Genomic DNA, 17,431 nt, shown 5'->3' with positions numbered 1-17,431 from the left:
AGAAATCCGATATAAAGAATAAGACAGGAAAAAAACATGACCTTTGATTCCATCATTCTACTTCAATTGGCGCAGGCCGCCGGAGAAGGCGATAAATCCCCGTTCTCCACGTTACTTTTGATCCCGATCATGCTCGTGATCATGTATTTCCTGGTCATTCGCCCGCAAAGAAGCGAAGAGAAAAAACGCAAAGAGATGATCGAAAGTCTGAAAAAAGGCGACGAAGTGATCACTTCCTCCGGAATTCACGGTAAGGTCGTGGAAATCAAAGACAACAACGAAGTGGTCGTACTCAATATAGCGAAAGACACAAACGTATCGTTCACCGCTAGTACGGTCGTAAAAAAGAAACAAACGGACAAATGAAACAAGCAGCGGTCTCAATTCTGATCTTTTTATTTCTGGGGAATTCCGTTTTGTTTTCCCAAGACGGGGAAGAAATCGACTTTTTAGAAAAGGTCGCAGAACCGAAAAAGACCGCGAGCAAAAAGTCCTCGGGTTCCGGATCTTCGTCTAACGGCGCTAAGGTTTCCAAGAAAAAAGAAAAGAAAAAATCCAAAAAGAAAAAGTCCAAAAAATCCTCCACCAATCCTTCCAACCCGGAAGGAAACCAAAAGAAGAACGTGGAACCGGACAATAACGGTGGAAACGAAAGTTCTTCCGGAAATTCCTCCTCCAGCAACGGAAGCAATTCTTCCAATTCCAATTCCGGAACACAAACGCTCTCCTCCAAAAACGGGGAAGATACACAACTCGCGAGCGCTTCTAGGGTGGACGCGGGAGATCTTCCCAAGCCGTACTGGGTCAATGAGGAAGTCAAGGTTCGTCCCGATAATCTCCCCGGTTATACCGCGTCCGCGGAAGCAGCGCAAACTACACCGCAGGGACCTTCCTTTCAAAGCCGTCTTTCCGACATACTCAAGTTAGGCGAAGACAAGAAAAAGGAAGAGGAAAAAAAGAAGGTTCAGGAAGGACAGAAGTCGGGTTCGTTTACCGGATTCCTTTCCGAATACAAAAAACCGATCATCATCGTCGTCTTTATTCTATTATTTGCTTTGTATCGATTGAAAGCGGGAAAATCGCGCGGAAGTTCCGGCCGCAGATCCCCGGTTACGATCAATAAAATGAGAAGAGACTAGGAGTTTTCCCTTGAAATCTGCGACATGGATTTTCCTGCCGCTTGCTATTATTTTAGCGGCAATCGTTATTCTTTACCCGAACTTCGCTCCGAGAGAATTGGAGATCGCGATCCGTAAGGAATTTACCGTTCTTCCCGAAGAGCAAAAGAAAGAGATCCTTTCCAAATTCGAACAACGTTGGAATCAGGAATACAAACAATCCGGTTGGGCCATTTCTCCCGCTCCCTCCGAGCTCAAGGATCAACCGTATTTTCTGATCACGGGAAGATTCGTCACTTCCGCAAAGATCAACCAGATCTCCCAAGAGAATCCGGATTTGATCCTGGAAGCGAAAAACAAACTTCGCCCCACGATCGTGGAGGAATGGATTTTCAAAGGACGTCCTTTGACGATCAAACTCGGTTTGGATCTTCAAGGCGGGATGCGGGTGGCGATGAAAGGGGATTTCGAAGACTACGCTTTCAAATTACGAGAAAGTTATATTAAAGAAATTGAATCCTTGCAGAAGACGATCGCGGACGTTTCCGCGGACGAAAAGGAAAAGAAAAAAGCAAAGGATCGTCTGAGCGAGATCGAAAGTTACTTCGAACTTTCGCCCAGCCGTAAATTGCTCGAACTCGAAAAGGCGAAACTGATCATAGACAACCGGCTTACGAGCCAGAATCTGACCGAACCGCAGGTTCGAATCCAAAAGGATCAGGATTCCATCGAAGTTTCGCTTCCGGGCGTCACCAATTCCTCGCAGATTTTGGAAATCATACAAAACACCGAAACGGTGGAATATCGTCTCGAAGAACCCGAAAATTCCGCCGGAAACGGTCTGACCTACGCGGCGATTCTACAACAGGAAGAAAACCGTCTTCTCGAACTGAAAAAACGGGAAGAAACGGACATCGTCAAATATCAGAATATCGTAAAACAAAAACTCGGCCGTGCGGAACAGGAAAAGTTTCTTCAATCCTTGGAGGACAAGTATAAAATTCCCAAGGACAAATACAGGGTTTTCGCGTATTGGGCGAGGGGGAACAATCAGAATTCTCCCCTGCTTCCGAGACGTTTTATCGTTTTGGAAAAAGCGATCGCCCTCGACGGAAGGGATATGAGAGACGCAAGACCTTCTTTCGAGAACAATTCCTTCGGTTATATCGTTTCGTTTACTCTGACAAGCGCGGGCGCCGAAAAATTCTTCGAGATCACTTCCCAAAACAAGGGAAGAAATTTGGCGATCGTATGGGGGGACAAGGTGGTTTCCGCTCCTACGATTCGTGGAGCCATTGCAGGCGGAGTCGCGCAGATCGACGGTTCTTTCGCGAAGGAAGAAGCCGTGGATTTGGCGAACGTGATCAGCGAAGGCGCGCTTCCGATTCCGCTTCGTGTTTTGGAAATGCGATTTATCGGACCTACGCTCGGGATAGAATCGATCGAAGTCGGTATGAAGGCGGTGATCATCGGTTTTATATTCGTTATGTTTTATATGCTGCTGATCTATCGTCTTTCCGGTCTGGTGGCCAATCTGGCGCTCTTTGCGAACATCGTAATTCTGAGCGCTCTTCTTTCCTTGATGGGATTTACGCTTACGCTTCCTGGGTTTGCGGGAATCATTCTCACCGTAGGTATGGCCGTGGATGCGAACGTGATCATCTACGAACGGATCAAAGAGGAATTGCAAGCCGGTAAGTCCGCCGCGGTTGCGGTGGCGCAGGGGTTCGACAATGCGTTTTGGACGATCATAGACAGTAACGTCACCACTTTGATTTCCGGAATTTTGATGATCCGTTTAGGAAACGGTCCGATCAAAGGATTCGCGATCACTCTGTGTTGGGGGATTGTCACCTCCCTGTTTACCTCGTTATTCTTAAGCCGATTGATCATGGATCTTTTGGTCAATAAGCTGGGAGTTCAAAAACTCCAGATCGGTTTTAAAAAATTGGAGTCTTAAGAATGTTTTTCGATTTTATAAAATACAAATACGTTTCCATCGTTATTTCCCTGGCCCTCATCGTTTTCGGTTTTACGTATACGTTCGCGGTCCACGGCGGATTTGCCAATTCCCTGGATTTTAACGGGGGGCTGCGGACAGTCGTAGAGTTCGATCGGAATACGGATCGTAAAAAATTGGAAACTTACTTCGCGGATAACAACATCGAAGCGGTTCTCCTACTTTTGGATAAGGAAAAAAACCACTACCAAATCGATATCGGTTTGGGTTCAGTGGATTCCATTCTCCAAAAATACAAGGCAAAAAACGGACTCAAAGCGACGGATAAGTTGGATCTTTCCGGAATCGACGCCCTTATCTCCCTTTTGATCGCGGACTTCGGAATCGACAAAGGTAAGGTCCTCAGCGCCAACCAGGTCGGTGCGATCGTAGGAGGGGAACTTTCCTCCACGGGCGTCACTTTGTTGGGACTAACGATGGCGATCATTCTCGCGTATATCAGTTTTCGATTTCAGTTCAAGTTCGCAATCAGTGCGATTCTCGCTTTGACGCACGATCTCGTTTTGACGGTGGCCTTTATCGGGTTCTTTCAGATCAAACCGAGCGTCCCGATCATCGCGGCGCTCTTGACTCTTCTAGGATATTCGATCAACGATACCATCGTGGTCTTCGATAGGATCCGTGAGAATTCGGCCGGAAATCTGAACGAAACGTTTGGACAAACGATCAACGTTTCGATCAATCAAACTTTGGGAAGGACGTTTAACACCTCTTTTGCGACCTTGATTTCCATCGTAGCGATCATCATAGGAGGAGCGACCGAGTTGTTCGACTTCGCCTACGTGCTTACGTTCGGAATCGTCATAGGAACCTATTCTTCCGTATTCATCGCCGCTCCGCTGGTGGATATCTACGATCATATCTCAAGAAGAGTCCGCACCTGATGTCCATCCTCCCGGAAGTTTTTCGGGAGGAATTGCGTAAACTGGCCTTTTTGTCTACGGGGGAAAGTTCCCCCAATCCTCCGGTTGCTTGTATATTAACCGATCCGGATAATGCGCGTATACTCGCAAAAGGTAGGACTTCTCCCACAGGGGGAGCGCACGCTGAAAAAAACGCATATTCGGTTTTTTCCGAAATTTCCGAACGTGGAATCGCTGTGCCGCATAACGTATGGGTTACGTTGGAGCCTTGTTCCCATCAAGGAAAAACCCCGCCTTGTATCGATCTGATTCTTCGATACAAACCCAAAACCCTATATTTCGGATGGAAGGATCCCAATCCTCTGGTTCGTGAAAACGACGGTCTGGAACTTTGTCGTAGGGCGGGAATCGAAGTAGTATCGGATCCGGATTTGCAAACGATCGCTTCGCAAACCCTGTTCGGATTCGCGTCCCGTCTGGAAAAAAAGAAACCCTCTATGATCTTAAAAACGGCCGTTTCCCGGGAAGGTCATTTTGCTCCGCTGGATAAATCCAGGTTTCCCCTTTCCGGAAAGGTCTCAAATCACCTAACTTCGATTTTGCGAGCGAAGTGTGACGCAGTTCTCGTGGGACCGGGAACACTTTTTCGGGACAAACCCGGCCTGGAGTTCAGAACTGAATCCCTCCTTTCGGATTTGTCTTCGGATATTATCGGTGAACAAACGATCGTGGAAGAAAGTTCCGCGACCCAAGGAGGCGTTTCCGGTTTTTTGGAGGATCTTTTCCGTTTTGGTGCGGATCCGGAAATAATATCCGTTCATAGATCGACTCCGGAAAGGTATCAACCATATCGAGTTTTTATTATATTCGAAGAATCAAATATAACCGAAGAATGGATCGAAAAACAGGAATCGATCGAAAGGAAATTCGGTTTAAAAAGATGCGTTTTTTTCCTCAAAAAGGATGTGGTGATCGCGAAACGAATTCTGCGTAAACTTTCTACCTTGAGTCGTTTCGAACCGTTTCGGTTCGAAGGTTCCGATTTGGCCGAAGAGTGTCTGTCCGTTCTAACTTCGATCGGGGTAAACCGACTACTTGTGGAAGGGGGAAATCTGATTTACGAAACCTTCTCCGCGAGAGCCGATGGAAACGATATCATTCTGAAAATTCAAACTCCGGTTTCCCTTCCGAACGGAATCTTACCCGCTTTAAAAACGGATTCGAAATTCTCATTCTGGAAAAGGAACGCGGGCGAAGACGTCTGGGAGGCGTATCGATGTTCACAGGTTTAGTCGAAACAAAAGGAACCGTTCTGGAAATTTTGGAAACGAACGACGGCCGGGATTTTCTCGTGGAAACTTCCTGGTCGAACCCCGACCTAAAACTCGGGGATTCGATTTCGGTGAACGGATGTTGTCAAACCGTAACCGAGTTTCTTGCGCAGGGAAACCGGTTCCGGTTTTATTCCACCTTTAAAACGTTGGAGCTGACCAACTTCGGTCTTTTGAAAACGGGGGACGCGGTTAACTTGGAGCGAAGCGCCCTTCCTACGACCCGGTTGGGAGGTCATATCGTAAGCGGTCACGTGGATGGAACCGGGAAAATTATTTCGATCGAAGAAAGGGAAGGCGGATCGGTGGTCTGTTATACCGTGGAAAACGATCCGTCTCTTTCCAAATACATCGCTCCCCGCGGAAGTATCACCGTGGACGGAATTTCGTTGACGGTGGTGGATTCCAGACCGGGAGAATTCGATCTAGTTTTGATTCCGGAAACTTTGAAAAAAACGAACGCTTCGTTTTGGAAATCGGGTTCGATTTTGAATTTGGAAATCGATCTTGTCGCTCGTTATTTGGAACAACTTCTTTCGTCTCGGAAATAGTTAAGAATTCGAACTATTCCTTTTGCGAAACATGGATTTGATTCCAAAGATTTAAGTTTCTGTAGCCAAATTTCAGTCCAATAGAAGAGATGGTAAGTAAGAGCTATGATCCAACCTATTGAGAATGCAATCGAAGAAATCAAATCCGGAAGAATGATCATTCTTGTGGATTCGGAAGATCGCGAAAACGAGGGTGACCTTGTCGTTGCGGCCGAGTTTGCCGATAAGGAAAAAATCAATTTCATGGCGACCTTCGGTCGGGGCTTGATTTGTATGCCGATGGAAGCGGAGCGTCTGAAGAAGCTCGGACTACATCGTATGGTGGACGATTATTCCCTGGGAGATAAACACGGAACTGCGTTTACCGTTTCTGTGGACGCGAAACAAGGAACCTCCACGGGAATTTCCGCGCAGGATCGTGCGGTTACGGTTCAAGTTTTATTGGATGAGAAAACGGTTTCCGGAGATTTAATGCGCCCCGGACATTTGTTTCCTTTGCAAGCGGTTCCCGGCGGGGTTTTGCGAAGAGCGGGGCATACAGAGGCTTCCGTGGATCTTTCCAAACTTGCCGGTTTATATGCCGCGGGTGTCATTTGTGAAATTATGAACGACGACGGGACGATGGCTCGTCTTCCCGATCTGGAAAAATTCGCCGAAAAACACGGTCTGAATATTTATACCATAGAAGATTTGATCCGATATCGTAGGGCGAAGGAAAACCTGATTCGCCTGGAAGTAGAATCGAAACTTCCTACCGAATACGGTGACTTTGCGATTCGCGCGTATTCCACTTTGATCGACGATAAGATTCACGTCGCTCTCGTAAAAGGGGAGATCAAAAAAGACGAACCGGTTATGGTGCGTGTTCATAGTGAATGTCTGACCGGGGATATCTTTTCCAGCAATCGGTGTGATTGTGGTCCTCAACTTCATTCCGCCCTGGAGATGATCTCCAAGGAAGGAAAGGGAGTCCTTTTGTATATGAGACAGGAGGGACGTGGGATCGGTCTGATTAATAAATTAAAGGCTTATAATATTCAAGATAAAGGATATGATACCGTCGAAGCGAATGAAAAACTCGGTTTCGCTCCCGATTTGAGGGATTACGGGATCGGTGCTCAGATACTTCGTGAGATCGGCGTCGGCAAAATGAAAATTCTTACGAACAATCCGAGAAAGATCGTAGGTTTGGACGGTTACGGTTTGGAGGTCGTGGAAAGGATCCCGATCGAGATTCAACCCGGTTCGGACAACCACGGATATTTGATGACCAAGAAGCTGAAACTCGGGCATATTCTGGGTTTAAGTTAGTTCGCTCCACCCGCGCCGATCCTCCGTCTAAAAATGTTTTTTCCGGTGGAAGTCGGAATATTCGTCGTAATTCCGAGGATTTTGCCGTGAAACGCGCGCGCCCCCGCCCGAGTTAGGGTGGTGGAGGCGGGTCCGCGGGAGTATCTCCGGTAATTTCTTCCTATCACAGAATTACGGTTTTTGCAATCGAAAACTTCGAGTATGCTGTGTGGTAATTCCGACGCGATGAACCAAAAACGGCCGACCGTTTTCCCGAGGCCGATGATCCTCTTCATACGAGTCAGCGATCGGGACCGGGCAAGAAAACCAATCCTGCCCGAATCCTTTCTTTTCGCGTGCGAAATCTACTGATTAAGGATTTTCCACTACGAGTTTCTCCCTTTCCATTTTTTATATATTCGTAAAGTGTAATATACGGCCGTACCTCCAAACAAAAGAAACGGAAGCCACCAAAGAAAATAATACGTAAGTTGCAGGAACAAGTTTAGGATTCCTACGAGGGCGTTTTTGTATTCCGGAACTTGGACGGCGTCGCTGGGAATCGGAATTCCGTAAGAAACGGAAATCGTCGCCCACTGAACTCGATCCTTGATTTTCCAAGTTTCGTGTTCCGCTAAATCCAATTCGTCTTCGCTACTCGAAACGGATTCTTCGACGGCTTCCCAGTTCTTTGCACCCGCTCCGATCTGATTGTTCGCGTTGTTTCTTCTCGTTAATCGGATTTTTTCCCGAGAAGTTTTACGCTTCTGCCAAACCATTCCCTCCGTATGATCGACGGTGGAAATATCTTCCGTTAACAAAGATCCGAGGCGATCCAGTTCCTGTAAGGCCTCGTAGAGTTTTGCGGATCGAACGTGCATCCGAACGCTCATCGAAGGTTGTCTACCGTTGAAAGCGGAACTGGTTTCCAAATAACCGTATTTGGAAACGAAGTTCAAAAGTTCCTTTCTGGTTTTTACGAGATCGTCACATTGATAGGAAAGCTGGATATTGTATTCCAACAAACGTTCGGTTCCGAGCCCGTTGATCGGCGCGAATACGGCCCCGAGTTGGTTGTCGGCCTGATCCTTAGCCTCTTTTGCCGGAGCCGTTTCGCCGGAAATGTCGAAGTCGGCTTCTCTTTTTTTTTCCGTTTGTTTATCGGCGCCAGGCGGAGCGGGAGCTGTTTTCGACGAAATAGAGCGCAATCTATCTTCCACGGAAGATTCCGATGCGGGAGAATTTTCGTTGGGTGATTCTTTTTTGCCGCAGGCGATCATAGCCGCCAAACATAAACTTAAGACGATCAACAAAAGACGATTTTGATTCAATGGAGTTCTCCGGATGTTCGGGTACGTAATCTAACATCCGGATGGACCGAAATTCTCTACAAAAACGTTCCCCGAATTCGCACAAATCCGCAAAGGAGAGAATTCATTCCCTCCTTTGCGGAACGAATTTCTATCGCGCCGAATTTCGATCCGAATCCTGGAACGGAATTCGTTATTAACGAACGGATCCTCTGAGGATTTTGTCCATGGATTTTCCTTTGGCTAATTCATCGATCAACTTATCCAGGTAACGAATGTTTCGCATCAGTTCGTCTTCGATCTCCTCCACACGATATCCGCAAATTACGCCCTGGATCAGGGAAACGTTCTTGTTGATTTGCGGAGCTTGGTCGAAAAATTCCTCGAAGTTCACTTCGTTTTTGATTTGTTTTAGAAGACCTTTCTGATCGTATCCGGTCAACCAGCGAATGATCGTATCGACCTCCGCCTTCGTTCTTCCTTTTTTTTCCGCCTTTTGTATATAAAGCGGATATACGCTGGCGAAGGAAGCGGAGAATATCCTCGGTTTTTTTTCGGAAAATTTAGAATCCGTCGTTTTTGTTCTCATTTTTTGTTTCGCTCCGGCCTTGCCTCTCAAAGCGGATTTTGATTTTCCGTTACCGTAGTTCTTCCGCGAGAGCGACGATAAAACCTTCGGGGCTGCGTAAGTAGCAGAGTAAATAACTATCCTCGTAACGTTCGAGTCGGCCGATGAGTTGTGCGCCGTGTGTTTTCAAACGTGCGATCACCTCTTCGATATCCTCAACGGCAAACATGATTCTACGAATTCCCAAAGCGTTTGCCGGTGCGTTTGCAGGTTCCGTTTGTATCGCCTTCGGTTTGAGGAATTTCATCAGTTCCAGCCGACTCTTTCCGTCCGGTGTCCGCATCATCGCGATATCTACTTGTATTCCGGAGAGTCCGACGACGTGGTCCGCCCAGGAGCCTTCCACTCTGGTTTCCCCTTCGAGTTCTAAACCTAATTCGGCGAAAAATGCGATCGTTGCCGTTAAGTCTTCTACGACGATTCCTACGTTGTCCATCCGTTTGAGTTTCATGATTTCATCTTCTCGCTTTGGTCGTATAACTCGTATTAGTGTTTTTAAAATTATTAATCGCGCCCTGCGGTTTCCGTCTCAACGCGCAGAAACCGTAAGGCTCGGCGATCATCGAATGGATTCGAGTTCGATTTTATCCCAACTCTACGTTTTATTCAAAACAATTACGGAGCGACGCGAAACTTTCTCCAAACGGCTGCGCCGGAATTCTCTTTTATTTCGAATACGATCCGATCGTGAAGACGACTTGCTCTTCCTTGCCAGAATTCGATCCGCTCCGGTTTCACCGCATAACCGCCCCAATACGGAGGAACGTCGATTTCCGCGTCCTTGAATTCGGTTCTTAGTTTTCGGAACCGTTCCTCCAAATAGGATCGGTCGGGAATTTCGCTGCTTTGCGGAGAGGAATGGGCGCCGACTTGCGATTCGATCGGTCTGGAATGAAAGTATTCTTCCGATTCTCTTCGCGGGATTTTGGTTACGCCGCCTTCGATGCGAACTTGTCTTTCCAACTCGGGCCAGAAAAAAACGAGACAGGCTTTCGGATTCTCGTCGAGTTCCTTGCCCTTCTTACTTTCGTAATTCGTAAAAAAAACGAAAGCTCCGTCCGTAATTCCTTTGAGTAGAACCGTCCTTGCGTTCGGTTTTCCGTCTTTGGTCGCGGTCGCCAAAGTCATCGCGTTTACTTCCAAAACTTCCGATAAAACCGCCTCTTGAAACCATTTTTGGAAGAATACGATCGGATCGTCTCCGGTATCGGAAACGTCCAAAGAAGATTTCGTATAGTTGGTGCGTATTGAGGAAAGGTCGGATTTCATATCTATTATTTAGATCGTATAATCTTCCACATAAACTTTCACTTTTTTAAACCGAATGTAAACGGTTTCCCCGGGAAGAAGGTTTAAGGTTTGAAACTCCGTAGAGTTCAACTGTGATTCGAGAATCGATCCAGTGTCCAATCGTTTGAGATCTATCTTTACGGTTCTTCCTGTGGAATGGATGTATTGGATTTCCGCGGGAATCGTCTGCGCTTCAACGGGTTCCCTAAGTATTTCCACGTCGTACGGACGGACATAACCGACTGCGGACGCGTTTTCCACTTCCGAATGTTCGGGCGTATCCACTTTAATTTCGCCGAGTTGGGTTTGTCCACCTTGGACCCTTCCGTGAAACAGATTCACATCCCCTAAGAAGTGGAAGACGAAGGAATTTTTCGGATGATTGTAGACTTCGTCGGGGGTTCCGACCTGTTCTATTTTACCGGAACGTAATATTACGACTTTATCCGATACTTCCAAGGCTTCTTCCTGATCGTGGGTTACGAACACGCTCGTGATGTGGATTTCGTCGTGAAGTCTTCGCAGCCAGTTTCTCAACTCTTTTCGTACCTTAGCGTCTAACGCTCCGAAGGGTTCGTCTAACAATAAAAAACGAGGTTCTATCGCGAGTGCTCTCGCCAGGGCCACTCTTTGCCTTTGTCCTCCGGATAATTCGGCCGGATATCGTGCGTGGAAATTTTCGAGCTGCACTAATTTTAAAAGGTTCATCACCTTTTCCCGTATCGCGTGTTTGTCAGGTCTTTCGGAACGTTTCCTCACTTTAAGACCGAAAGCTATATTTTCGAAAATCGTCATATGTCGGAAAAGGGCGTAATGTTGAAAGACGAAGCCGACTCCTCGATCCTTTGCGTTCTTTTTCCCCACTTCGTTTCCTTCGAAGATAACCTGACCGGAATCCGCGTCTTCGAGCCCCGCTATGATTCTCAACAAAGTGGTTTTCCCCGATCCGGAAGGACCGAGCAAGGCGACCAAATCTCCGGAAGGTACTTCGAGCGAAAGATTTTCGATCGCGGTGAAGTTGCCGAATCGTTTGGTTACGTCCTTAATTTCGATTCCCATGATTAAACCTCATCTTGGAGTGATTCTTCCTTTTTCGCCGTTTTGATCTTACGCTCTAAAATTTGTTTCGCTACGAGAGTGATCAAGGATAAGAATACGAGTAACGACGCCGCGGAGAAAGCGGCCACGGAATTATATTCGTTATACAAAACTTCTATTTGTAGAGGAAGAGTGTTCGTTTGTCCGCGGATATGTCCGGATAAAACGGAGACAGCTCCGAATTCTCCCATGGCTCTTGCGTTGCATAAGATGATTCCGTATAACAAACCGTATTTGATTCCGGGGACTACGATCCTTAAAAAAACCTGAAGAGGGGACGCGCCCAGTAAAAGTCCGGCTTCCTCCTCTTCCAATCCTTGCGATTCCATAAGAGGAATCAGTTCTCTGGATACGAAGGGAAGGGTGATGAACACGGTCGCGATTACGAGTCCGGGAGTGTTGAATACGATCTTAAGATCCATTTGTTCCAGCCAAGGACCGAACCAACCCTGTCTTCCGAAAAGAAGGATAAAGATAAGACCGGAGATAACCGGAGAAACGGAAAACGGGGAATCGATGACGGTTAATAACCAACTTTTTCCCGGAAACTCGAAACGTGTGATCGAAAACGCCGAGACTACCCCGAAAATCGTATTGAGAGGAACGGCTATCACAACCACAGTTAGGGTGAGTTTTAAAGCAGATACGGTATCAGGTTCGCTGATCCCTTCCCAATAAACTTCCAGTCCTTTGGAGAACGCTTCGTATAACACCGTATAGATGGGAAGAATAAGGATTAATCCCGTAAAAAATAGGACCGCCCCGACTAACAGGATACGCACGGCCGTCGATTCCTGTTTCATCCGCTTCTCCTCGCCGAAATTGTCTGAAGTATATTAATTCCTAATAATATTCCGAAAGAAATCACCAGCATGATGAACGCAATACCGGTCGCTTCTTCGTATTGGTATTGTTCCAGTTTGGTAACGATCAATAAGGGTAGAATTTCGGTCTTGCCGGGTAGGTTTCCCGAGATGAACACGACCGAGCCGTATTCTCCGATGCCTCTCGCAAATGCCATTGCCGTTCCGGTGACGAGGGACGGAATCAATTCAGGAAAAATGATCTTTGTGAATATCTGCCAACGATTGGCTCCGAGACAATAGGCGGATTCCTCGAGTTCTTTCGGAAATTCCTCCAAGACCGGTTGTACGGTTCTTACCACGAACGGAAAACCTATGAACACCAACGCGATTACGATTCCTGCGGGTGTGTACGCGATTTTGATTCCGTAAGGATCGAACAGTTTTCCTATCATTCCGTTTTTGCTATATATGGTCGTTAACGCGATTCCCGCCACTGCGGTAGGAAGTGTGAACGGAAGATCGACGATGGAATCCAACAACGATTTACCCGGAAATTCGTAACGAACCAAAACCCAGGCGAATAAAAATCCTAGGAAAAGATTGATGAACGCCGCGATCGCGCCTGCGCCGAAACTTAAAAAAAGCGCCGCGACGATCCGGTCGTCGGTGAGAAGTTTTAGAAAACCTTCCCAGCCGATGGAGGAACTTTTTAAAAAAAGTGCGGCCAAAGGAATGATTACGATCAAACTAAGATAGGTTACGGTGATCCCGAGTCCGATACCAAAGGCGGTTTTTCCGTAGGGTTTGGTTCTTAAATTTAATGAAAACATTATATTATATAAGTTTTATTTAGCGGTTATCTGATCGAAAAGTGCGCCGTCCGCAAAGTGTTTTTCCTGGGCGCTTTTCCAGGAACCTGCCACGTCGCGGATGGTGAATAGTTTCAGATTTTTGAATATATTTTTGTATTTAGGAAGAATTTTGACGTCCGTCGGGCGATAAAAATTGCTCGCGATCACTTCCTGCGCTTCCGGAGTATATAAGAATTTCAGATAACTTTCCGCGACTTCGGTCGTTTTGTGTTTTTCTGCGTTTTTTGTGACGACCGCAACGGAGGGTTCCGCCAAAATGCTTACCGAAGGAAACACTATCTCCACGCTACCGCTTCCGTTTTTTGCCGTTTCGTGTAACGCTAGATGTGCTTCGTTTTCCCAGGAAATCAGTACGTCTCCTATACCTCTTTGAACGAACGTAGTCAGAGAACCTCTTGCTCCAGAATCCAAGACGAGGACGTTCGCGTATAATTTCTTTAGGAAATCCTTCGCTTTTTCCTCCGAACCGTATTTCGCTTTCGCATACCCCCAGGCTGCGAGATAATTCCATCTCGCTCCGCCTCCGGTTTTCGGATTGGGTGTTACCACTCCGATTCCCGGTTTCACCAAATCGTCCCAGTCCTTTATGTTCTTTGGATTTCCTTTGCGGACCAGAAAAACGATCGTAGAAGTATAAGGGGAACTTTGGTGGGGAAGCCGGTTTTCCCACTCGGTCGATAACAATTTCGACTTTTCGGCAATGGCTTCTATATCGTGCGCGAGAGCCAAGGTCACCACGTCCGCTTCCAGCCCATCGATGACGGCCCTTGCTTGTTTACCGGAACCTCCGTGCGATTGGTTGATCGTCAGATCCTCACCCGTTTTCTTTTTCCAGTGAGATACGAAACGTTTATTGATTTGAGAATACAATTCCCTCGTCGGATCGTAGGAGACGTTTAGGAGTTTGGTCTCTGAAAAAAGACCGTTTCCTAAAGCCGGAATCAGCAGAAAGAATACGAGGGAAACAAAAAGAGCATAAAAATTGGATTTCATTCGGGCATTCCTTCGAAAGAATCTACAGTAAAGTGAATAAATATCTAATTTATTAGATATTTCTATCAAAGAATCGAAAATGCTGTTCGAAAGTCAAGAATTTTGTCAGCTTTTTCGCCTTTTTCGTTTGGATGAAAATGCCTCGCGATTCTATTGAATTTAATTCAAACGATCTTTTGAAAAGAAACTCTAAGGTATCTTGTAGAATTAGGCAATACCTCAGAGTGTTCGTATGTCTTTACTTTACATACAATTGGTCAAAGGACGCTCCGTCTGCAAAGTGATCTTTTTGCGCCTTGTTCCATCCTCCGAAATGGGAATCGACCGTGATTAATTCCAACTTAGGAAATTTGAATTGGTATTTTTTTAGAATCGATTGGTTTCTAGGTCTATATCCGTGTTTGGCGATGATTTCTTGAGCGGCTTCCGAATAGAGCGATTTCAGATACGCTTTAGAAGTTTCTAATGTTCCGTGTTTTTCGGCGTTCTTTTCCACGATCGCAACGGGAGGTTCCGCGAGAATACTCAAGGAAGGATAAATCACCTCGTATTTTTCCTTTCCGAATTCCTCGAGAATGAGGAAGGATTCGTTTTCCCAGGCGATCAGCACGTCTCCGATTCCGTTCTGCGCGAACGTATTACTCGATCCTCTTGCGCCCGAATCCAGAACCGGCACGTTCTTGAACAAAGTTTTGATGAAGTCGTGGATTTTCGCAACGTCGTTGTTGAATTTTTTCGCTGCAAAGGCCCAGGCGGCGAGATAGTTCCATCGGGCTCCTCCGCTCGTTTTCGGGTTCGGTGTGATCACGCTCACTTTAGAACGCGCCAAATCGTCCCAATCCTTTATGTTCTTCGGGTTTCCTTTGCGGACCACGAACACGATCGTAGAAGTGTAAGGAGTGCTGTTGTTCGGAAGACTCTTTAACCAATCCCTCGCGATCAATCCTTTGGAAGCGATGATGTCAACGTCGTAGGCGAGTGCTAAGGTTACTATATCCGCCTCGAGACCGTCGATCACCGAACGGGCCTGTTTACCGGAACCTCCGTGCGATTGATTGATTCGAACTTCGTCACCCGTTTTGGACTTCCAATAACTTGCAAAAAGTTTGTTATACTCGGCATACAATTCCCTCGTAGGATCGTAGGAAACGTTGAGCAGGGTTACGTCTTTCGCCGAAATCGGAAACGATAAAGCGGAGAAAAGGATTACGGCCAGTGCCGATCTAAATTTTTCTGTTTTCATAAAATGTACCTGACTTCCAATTTTTGTAAAATCACATCGCAAACTGGACGAACAAAAAGAAGCTGTATGCTTTGTTGTCCAGAGTATATCTATCGTTCGGGTTGGCGGCCCAAGGATTTACGCGCGCATTTCGAACCGAATCTCCCGCGAGCAGATAAGAGCCTCCCGTCCAGATGGAGACGTAGTCCTTAAGATAATATTGATATACGAAATCGAATTCGTAAAACAACCGTTTCCCCCCTCTTTCTCCGCGTTTGTATCCTCCGTAAGCGGCTCCGCTTACGTTTTCGGTCGTTAAACCAGTGTTAGCCGTTCCTCCGGAGGAATACCAAGCATCGTTTTCCGAGGCTTTCTGCACGTCGTAAGCCACGAAGATGAATCTTCCGTATTTCTCGGTGTTATACATAAGATGGATCGATTTCGATTTCGTGTTGGACCAAAAGGTCGCGTTCGCTAGGCCGTTGCCGGAATCGAAATAGGGAAATCCCCCCGATCTCGTCGCAAAAGAAGCGTCGTAAGTAGCCACTTTGTTGTCGGTCCTGTTCGGATCGCCCGATCCGAAGGAATATTGGATTCCGACGCGAAACCTGTCGAAGAACGTGTATCCCGTTTGTGCTATGAAAAATCGGGAATCGTATTCCACGTTTTCCGTATAAATCCTTTGACCGTTCGGTTTTCCGTTTACGGTTTGTTGAAGGGGGTCCCAACCGGCGTTGACCCTTTGTCCGTTGTGTCCGAACTGCCAGGACGCTTCCAACGTCCAATCCCAGGATTTTGTTTTCGGCAAACGGTTGTTATCCGTTCTGTTGGAAAGTCTGAAACCAACGGTGTTCAAGTCGTCCCTTTGTCTGGTCCGGTCTAAACTCGTTTTGGGATTGGGTCCTTGTTCCCATTTACGATCCACGTTGAAATAATAGAGATCGATCAGGAAATCTTCGAACTTTAGAGTATTATACAATCCTGATAGATATGTGTCGTTCACCGATCCGCGTTTTACTCCGTTTGCGGTATTGTTGCCGCTTCCCGCGTTACTGTCCTCCGCGATGATCGAAGTGAACGCTTCCGAATTGAAATGTTTAGACGTGTATTTCAAACGGGCGCCGTCGAAAGAGTTTCCCGTTTGACCGTCGTTTCTACCGCCGACATAACGGTTGTCTCCGAAACCGAAGATCTGTCTTCCTAGATACAACTCGAACCCTTCCGCGAAATTTTTGAGCTGAATAAAACCCTCCCGAAGATCCGTGTTGTTTTTGATGCTGTAGGAGTTGTTCGCCGTCGGCGTGGAATTGAGTTCGACTCCGGCGGAGTTGGAAAGTCCGAGATAACCGAGTTGCCCGTCCTTTCTGGATTGTTCCCCTCCGAAAACACGAACATCCTGAATCGTGACTTTGGCGGCCACGTATGGATTCGGATCTACGATAAAGGAAACCTGAGAGTTTTGAGTCGCGAAATTCCGATCGTCTTGCGTGCGTTTGTCGAAATCGGCGTTGTGGCTGTAATCGAATCTCGGACGAATTTGGAATCCAACTCGAAAAATATCCCCCAACCAAAGACGTTCCGCTTTACGGATCGCGTCCTGATGATCGGGAGCGAGTAACATCGATTTCATAAATTCGCCCGGTAACTTACCCTTATACGGACTTTTGTAGGGTTCCTCTTTCGCCAACTCCTGTTGAATCTCTGGAATTCCCTTTCCGTCGTTGGGCTGTTCCTCGTAGGTGACGTCGGAAGGAGGATCCAAGTTGATGACGGGAGTTTCTTTTTTAGGAACTTCGTTCCGAGTTTTGTCCTTCTTTATGTCCTGCGAAAACAAACCGAATGAAATCGAACAAAGGAGAATTCCGCCCCAGATAGGTTTCGTCATGGTGTTTTTCATTCCGTTCTCCTTTTGAGAAATTTTTAACCAGGGATACGAACTTTTGCGTTATAGTCAACAAAAAATTCGTTATATTGGATATTAATCTAAAATTAAGGATAATAATCCGATTTCACGAGGAAAATTTCCGAAAAAAAGGAGG

The 17,431-nt window shown here is 46.6% G+C and carries 17 protein-coding genes; 7 read left to right on the top strand and 10 right to left on the bottom strand.

Annotated elements, in window-relative coordinates; all coding sequences use genetic code 11:
• Positions 1-36 precede the first annotated feature (36 nt).
• The 7 genes from yajC (at position 37) to EHQ17_RS15125 (ending at position 7,194) form a co-directional block, all read left to right on the top strand.
• The gene (yajC, locus tag EHQ17_RS15155) at positions 37-366 is read left to right on the top strand and encodes a preprotein translocase subunit YajC (protein ID WP_135590540.1); all 330 of its coding nucleotides are present in this window, start codon (positions 37-39) and stop codon (positions 364-366) included.
• On the top strand, positions 363-1,139 hold the full coding sequence (locus EHQ17_RS15150) for an SRP-less Sec system protein (protein WP_135590541.1): 777 nt from the start codon (positions 363-365) through the stop codon (positions 1,137-1,139). Before yajC ends, EHQ17_RS15150 begins: the two co-directional genes overlap by 4 nt.
• A 10-nt stretch (positions 1,140-1,149) precedes the next feature.
• On the top strand, positions 1,150-3,078 hold the full coding sequence (gene secD, locus EHQ17_RS15145) for a protein translocase subunit SecD (protein WP_135590542.1): 1,929 nt from the start codon (positions 1,150-1,152) through the stop codon (positions 3,076-3,078).
• 2 nt (positions 3,079-3,080) lie between these two features.
• Positions 3,081-4,022, top strand: a complete 942-nt coding sequence (gene secF / locus EHQ17_RS15140) for a protein translocase subunit SecF (RefSeq protein WP_135590543.1) — start codon at positions 3,081-3,083, stop codon at positions 4,020-4,022.
• Positions 4,022-5,293 carry a bifunctional diaminohydroxyphosphoribosylaminopyrimidine deaminase/5-amino-6-(5-phosphoribosylamino)uracil reductase RibD gene (locus tag EHQ17_RS15135; protein ID WP_135590544.1) on the top strand — a complete coding sequence of 424 codons (1,272 nt, stop codon included), beginning with the start codon at positions 4,022-4,024 and terminating at the stop codon, positions 5,291-5,293. Before secF ends, EHQ17_RS15135 begins: the two co-directional genes overlap by 1 nt.
• Positions 5,278-5,883, top strand: a complete 606-nt coding sequence (locus EHQ17_RS15130) for a riboflavin synthase (protein ID WP_135590545.1) — start codon at positions 5,278-5,280, stop codon at positions 5,881-5,883. The genes EHQ17_RS15135 and EHQ17_RS15130 overlap by 16 nt, the downstream gene beginning before the upstream one ends.
• A gap of 105 nt (positions 5,884-5,988) precedes the next feature.
• Positions 5,989-7,194 carry a bifunctional 3,4-dihydroxy-2-butanone-4-phosphate synthase/GTP cyclohydrolase II gene (locus tag EHQ17_RS15125; protein WP_135590546.1) on the top strand — a complete coding sequence of 402 codons (1,206 nt, stop codon included), beginning with the start codon at positions 5,989-5,991 and terminating at the stop codon, positions 7,192-7,194.
• Between the two features lie 365 nt (positions 7,195-7,559).
• Here EHQ17_RS15125 and EHQ17_RS15120 read toward each other — a convergent pair whose 3' ends face one another.
• The 10 genes from EHQ17_RS15120 to EHQ17_RS15075 form a co-directional block, all read right to left on the bottom strand.
• Positions 7,560-8,504: a DUF4349 domain-containing protein gene (locus EHQ17_RS15120; protein WP_246057572.1), complete on the bottom strand. Its 945-nt coding sequence runs from the start codon at positions 8,502-8,504 to the stop codon at positions 7,560-7,562.
• Positions 8,505-8,679: 175 nt separating this feature from the next.
• Entirely contained in the window at positions 8,680-9,072 is a 393-nt protein-coding gene (locus EHQ17_RS15115; protein WP_135590547.1) for a DUF2200 domain-containing protein, read from the bottom strand.
• A gap of 49 nt (positions 9,073-9,121) precedes the next feature.
• Complete coding sequence (locus EHQ17_RS15110; RefSeq protein ID WP_135590548.1) at positions 9,122-9,562, bottom strand: VOC family protein; 441 nt, start codon at positions 9,560-9,562, stop codon at positions 9,122-9,124.
• 164 nt (positions 9,563-9,726) lie between these two features.
• Positions 9,727-10,380, bottom strand: coding sequence for a pyridoxamine 5'-phosphate oxidase (pdxH, locus tag EHQ17_RS15105; RefSeq protein WP_135590549.1), 654 nt, complete (start codon positions 10,378-10,380; stop codon positions 9,727-9,729).
• A gap of 9 nt (positions 10,381-10,389) precedes the next feature.
• Complete coding sequence (locus tag EHQ17_RS15100) at positions 10,390-11,460, bottom strand: sulfate/molybdate ABC transporter ATP-binding protein (RefSeq protein ID WP_135590550.1); 1,071 nt, start codon at positions 11,458-11,460, stop codon at positions 10,390-10,392.
• Positions 11,461-11,462: 2 nt separating this feature from the next.
• Positions 11,463-12,302 (bottom strand): sulfate ABC transporter permease subunit CysW, encoded by an 840-nt coding sequence (gene cysW / locus EHQ17_RS15095; RefSeq protein ID WP_135590551.1) that lies wholly within the window; start codon positions 12,300-12,302, stop codon positions 11,463-11,465.
• Positions 12,299-13,135 carry a sulfate ABC transporter permease subunit CysT gene (cysT, locus tag EHQ17_RS15090; RefSeq protein WP_135590552.1) on the bottom strand — a complete coding sequence of 279 codons (837 nt, stop codon included), beginning with the start codon at positions 13,133-13,135 and terminating at the stop codon, positions 12,299-12,301. The genes cysW and cysT overlap by 4 nt, the downstream gene beginning before the upstream one ends.
• 15 nt (positions 13,136-13,150) lie before the next feature.
• Positions 13,151-14,170, bottom strand: a complete 1,020-nt coding sequence (locus tag EHQ17_RS15085) for a sulfate ABC transporter substrate-binding protein (protein WP_135590553.1) — start codon at positions 14,168-14,170, stop codon at positions 13,151-13,153.
• 238 nt (positions 14,171-14,408) lie between these two features.
• Positions 14,409-15,413, bottom strand: coding sequence for a sulfate ABC transporter substrate-binding protein (locus tag EHQ17_RS15080; protein WP_135590554.1), 1,005 nt, complete (start codon positions 15,411-15,413; stop codon positions 14,409-14,411).
• A gap of 31 nt (positions 15,414-15,444) precedes the next feature.
• Positions 15,445-17,289 (bottom strand): alginate export family protein, encoded by a 1,845-nt coding sequence (locus EHQ17_RS15075; protein WP_135590555.1) that lies wholly within the window; start codon positions 17,287-17,289, stop codon positions 15,445-15,447.
• Positions 17,290-17,431: the final 142 nt, after the last annotated feature.

The sequence above is a fragment of the Leptospira gomenensis genome (genome assembly GCF_004770155.1).
In the GTDB taxonomy this organism is placed as follows: Bacteria; Spirochaetota; Leptospiria; order Leptospirales; family Leptospiraceae; genus Leptospira; species Leptospira gomenensis.
Note: the sequence above shows the minus strand (reverse complement) of the source record. Positions and strands in the feature narration are given on the sequence as shown.

Coding starts and splice junctions, on each gene's coding strand:
- EHQ17_RS15085 (WP_135590553.1), bottom strand. CDS start 14,170: ATGAAATCCAATTTTTATGCTCTTTTTGTTTCCCTCGTATTCTTTCTG.
- EHQ17_RS15075 (WP_135590555.1), bottom strand. CDS start 17,289: ATGAAAAACACCATGACGAAACCTATCTGGGGCGGAATTCTCCTTTGT.
- pdxH (WP_135590549.1), bottom strand. CDS start 10,380: ATGAAATCCGACCTTTCCTCAATACGCACCAACTATACGAAATCTTCT.
- EHQ17_RS15150 (WP_135590541.1), top strand. CDS start 363: ATGAAACAAGCAGCGGTCTCAATTCTGATCTTTTTATTTCTGGGGAAT.
- EHQ17_RS15080 (WP_135590554.1), bottom strand. CDS start 15,413: ATGAAAACAGAAAAATTTAGATCGGCACTGGCCGTAATCCTTTTCTCC.
- EHQ17_RS15125 (WP_135590546.1), top strand. CDS start 5,989: ATGATCCAACCTATTGAGAATGCAATCGAAGAAATCAAATCCGGAAGA.
- yajC (WP_135590540.1), top strand. CDS start 37: ATGACCTTTGATTCCATCATTCTACTTCAATTGGCGCAGGCCGCCGGA.
- EHQ17_RS15100 (WP_135590550.1), bottom strand. CDS start 11,460: ATGGGAATCGAAATTAAGGACGTAACCAAACGATTCGGCAACTTCACC.
- EHQ17_RS15130 (WP_135590545.1), top strand. CDS start 5,278: ATGTTCACAGGTTTAGTCGAAACAAAAGGAACCGTTCTGGAAATTTTG.
- EHQ17_RS15135 (WP_135590544.1), top strand. CDS start 4,022: ATGTCCATCCTCCCGGAAGTTTTTCGGGAGGAATTGCGTAAACTGGCC.
- EHQ17_RS15110 (WP_135590548.1), bottom strand. CDS start 9,562: ATGAAACTCAAACGGATGGACAACGTAGGAATCGTCGTAGAAGACTTA.
- secF (WP_135590543.1), top strand. CDS start 3,081: ATGTTTTTCGATTTTATAAAATACAAATACGTTTCCATCGTTATTTCC.
- cysT (WP_135590552.1), bottom strand. CDS start 13,135: ATGTTTTCATTAAATTTAAGAACCAAACCCTACGGAAAAACCGCCTTT.
- cysW (WP_135590551.1), bottom strand. CDS start 12,302: ATGAAACAGGAATCGACGGCCGTGCGTATCCTGTTAGTCGGGGCGGTC.
- EHQ17_RS15115 (WP_135590547.1), bottom strand. CDS start 9,072: ATGAGAACAAAAACGACGGATTCTAAATTTTCCGAAAAAAAACCGAGG.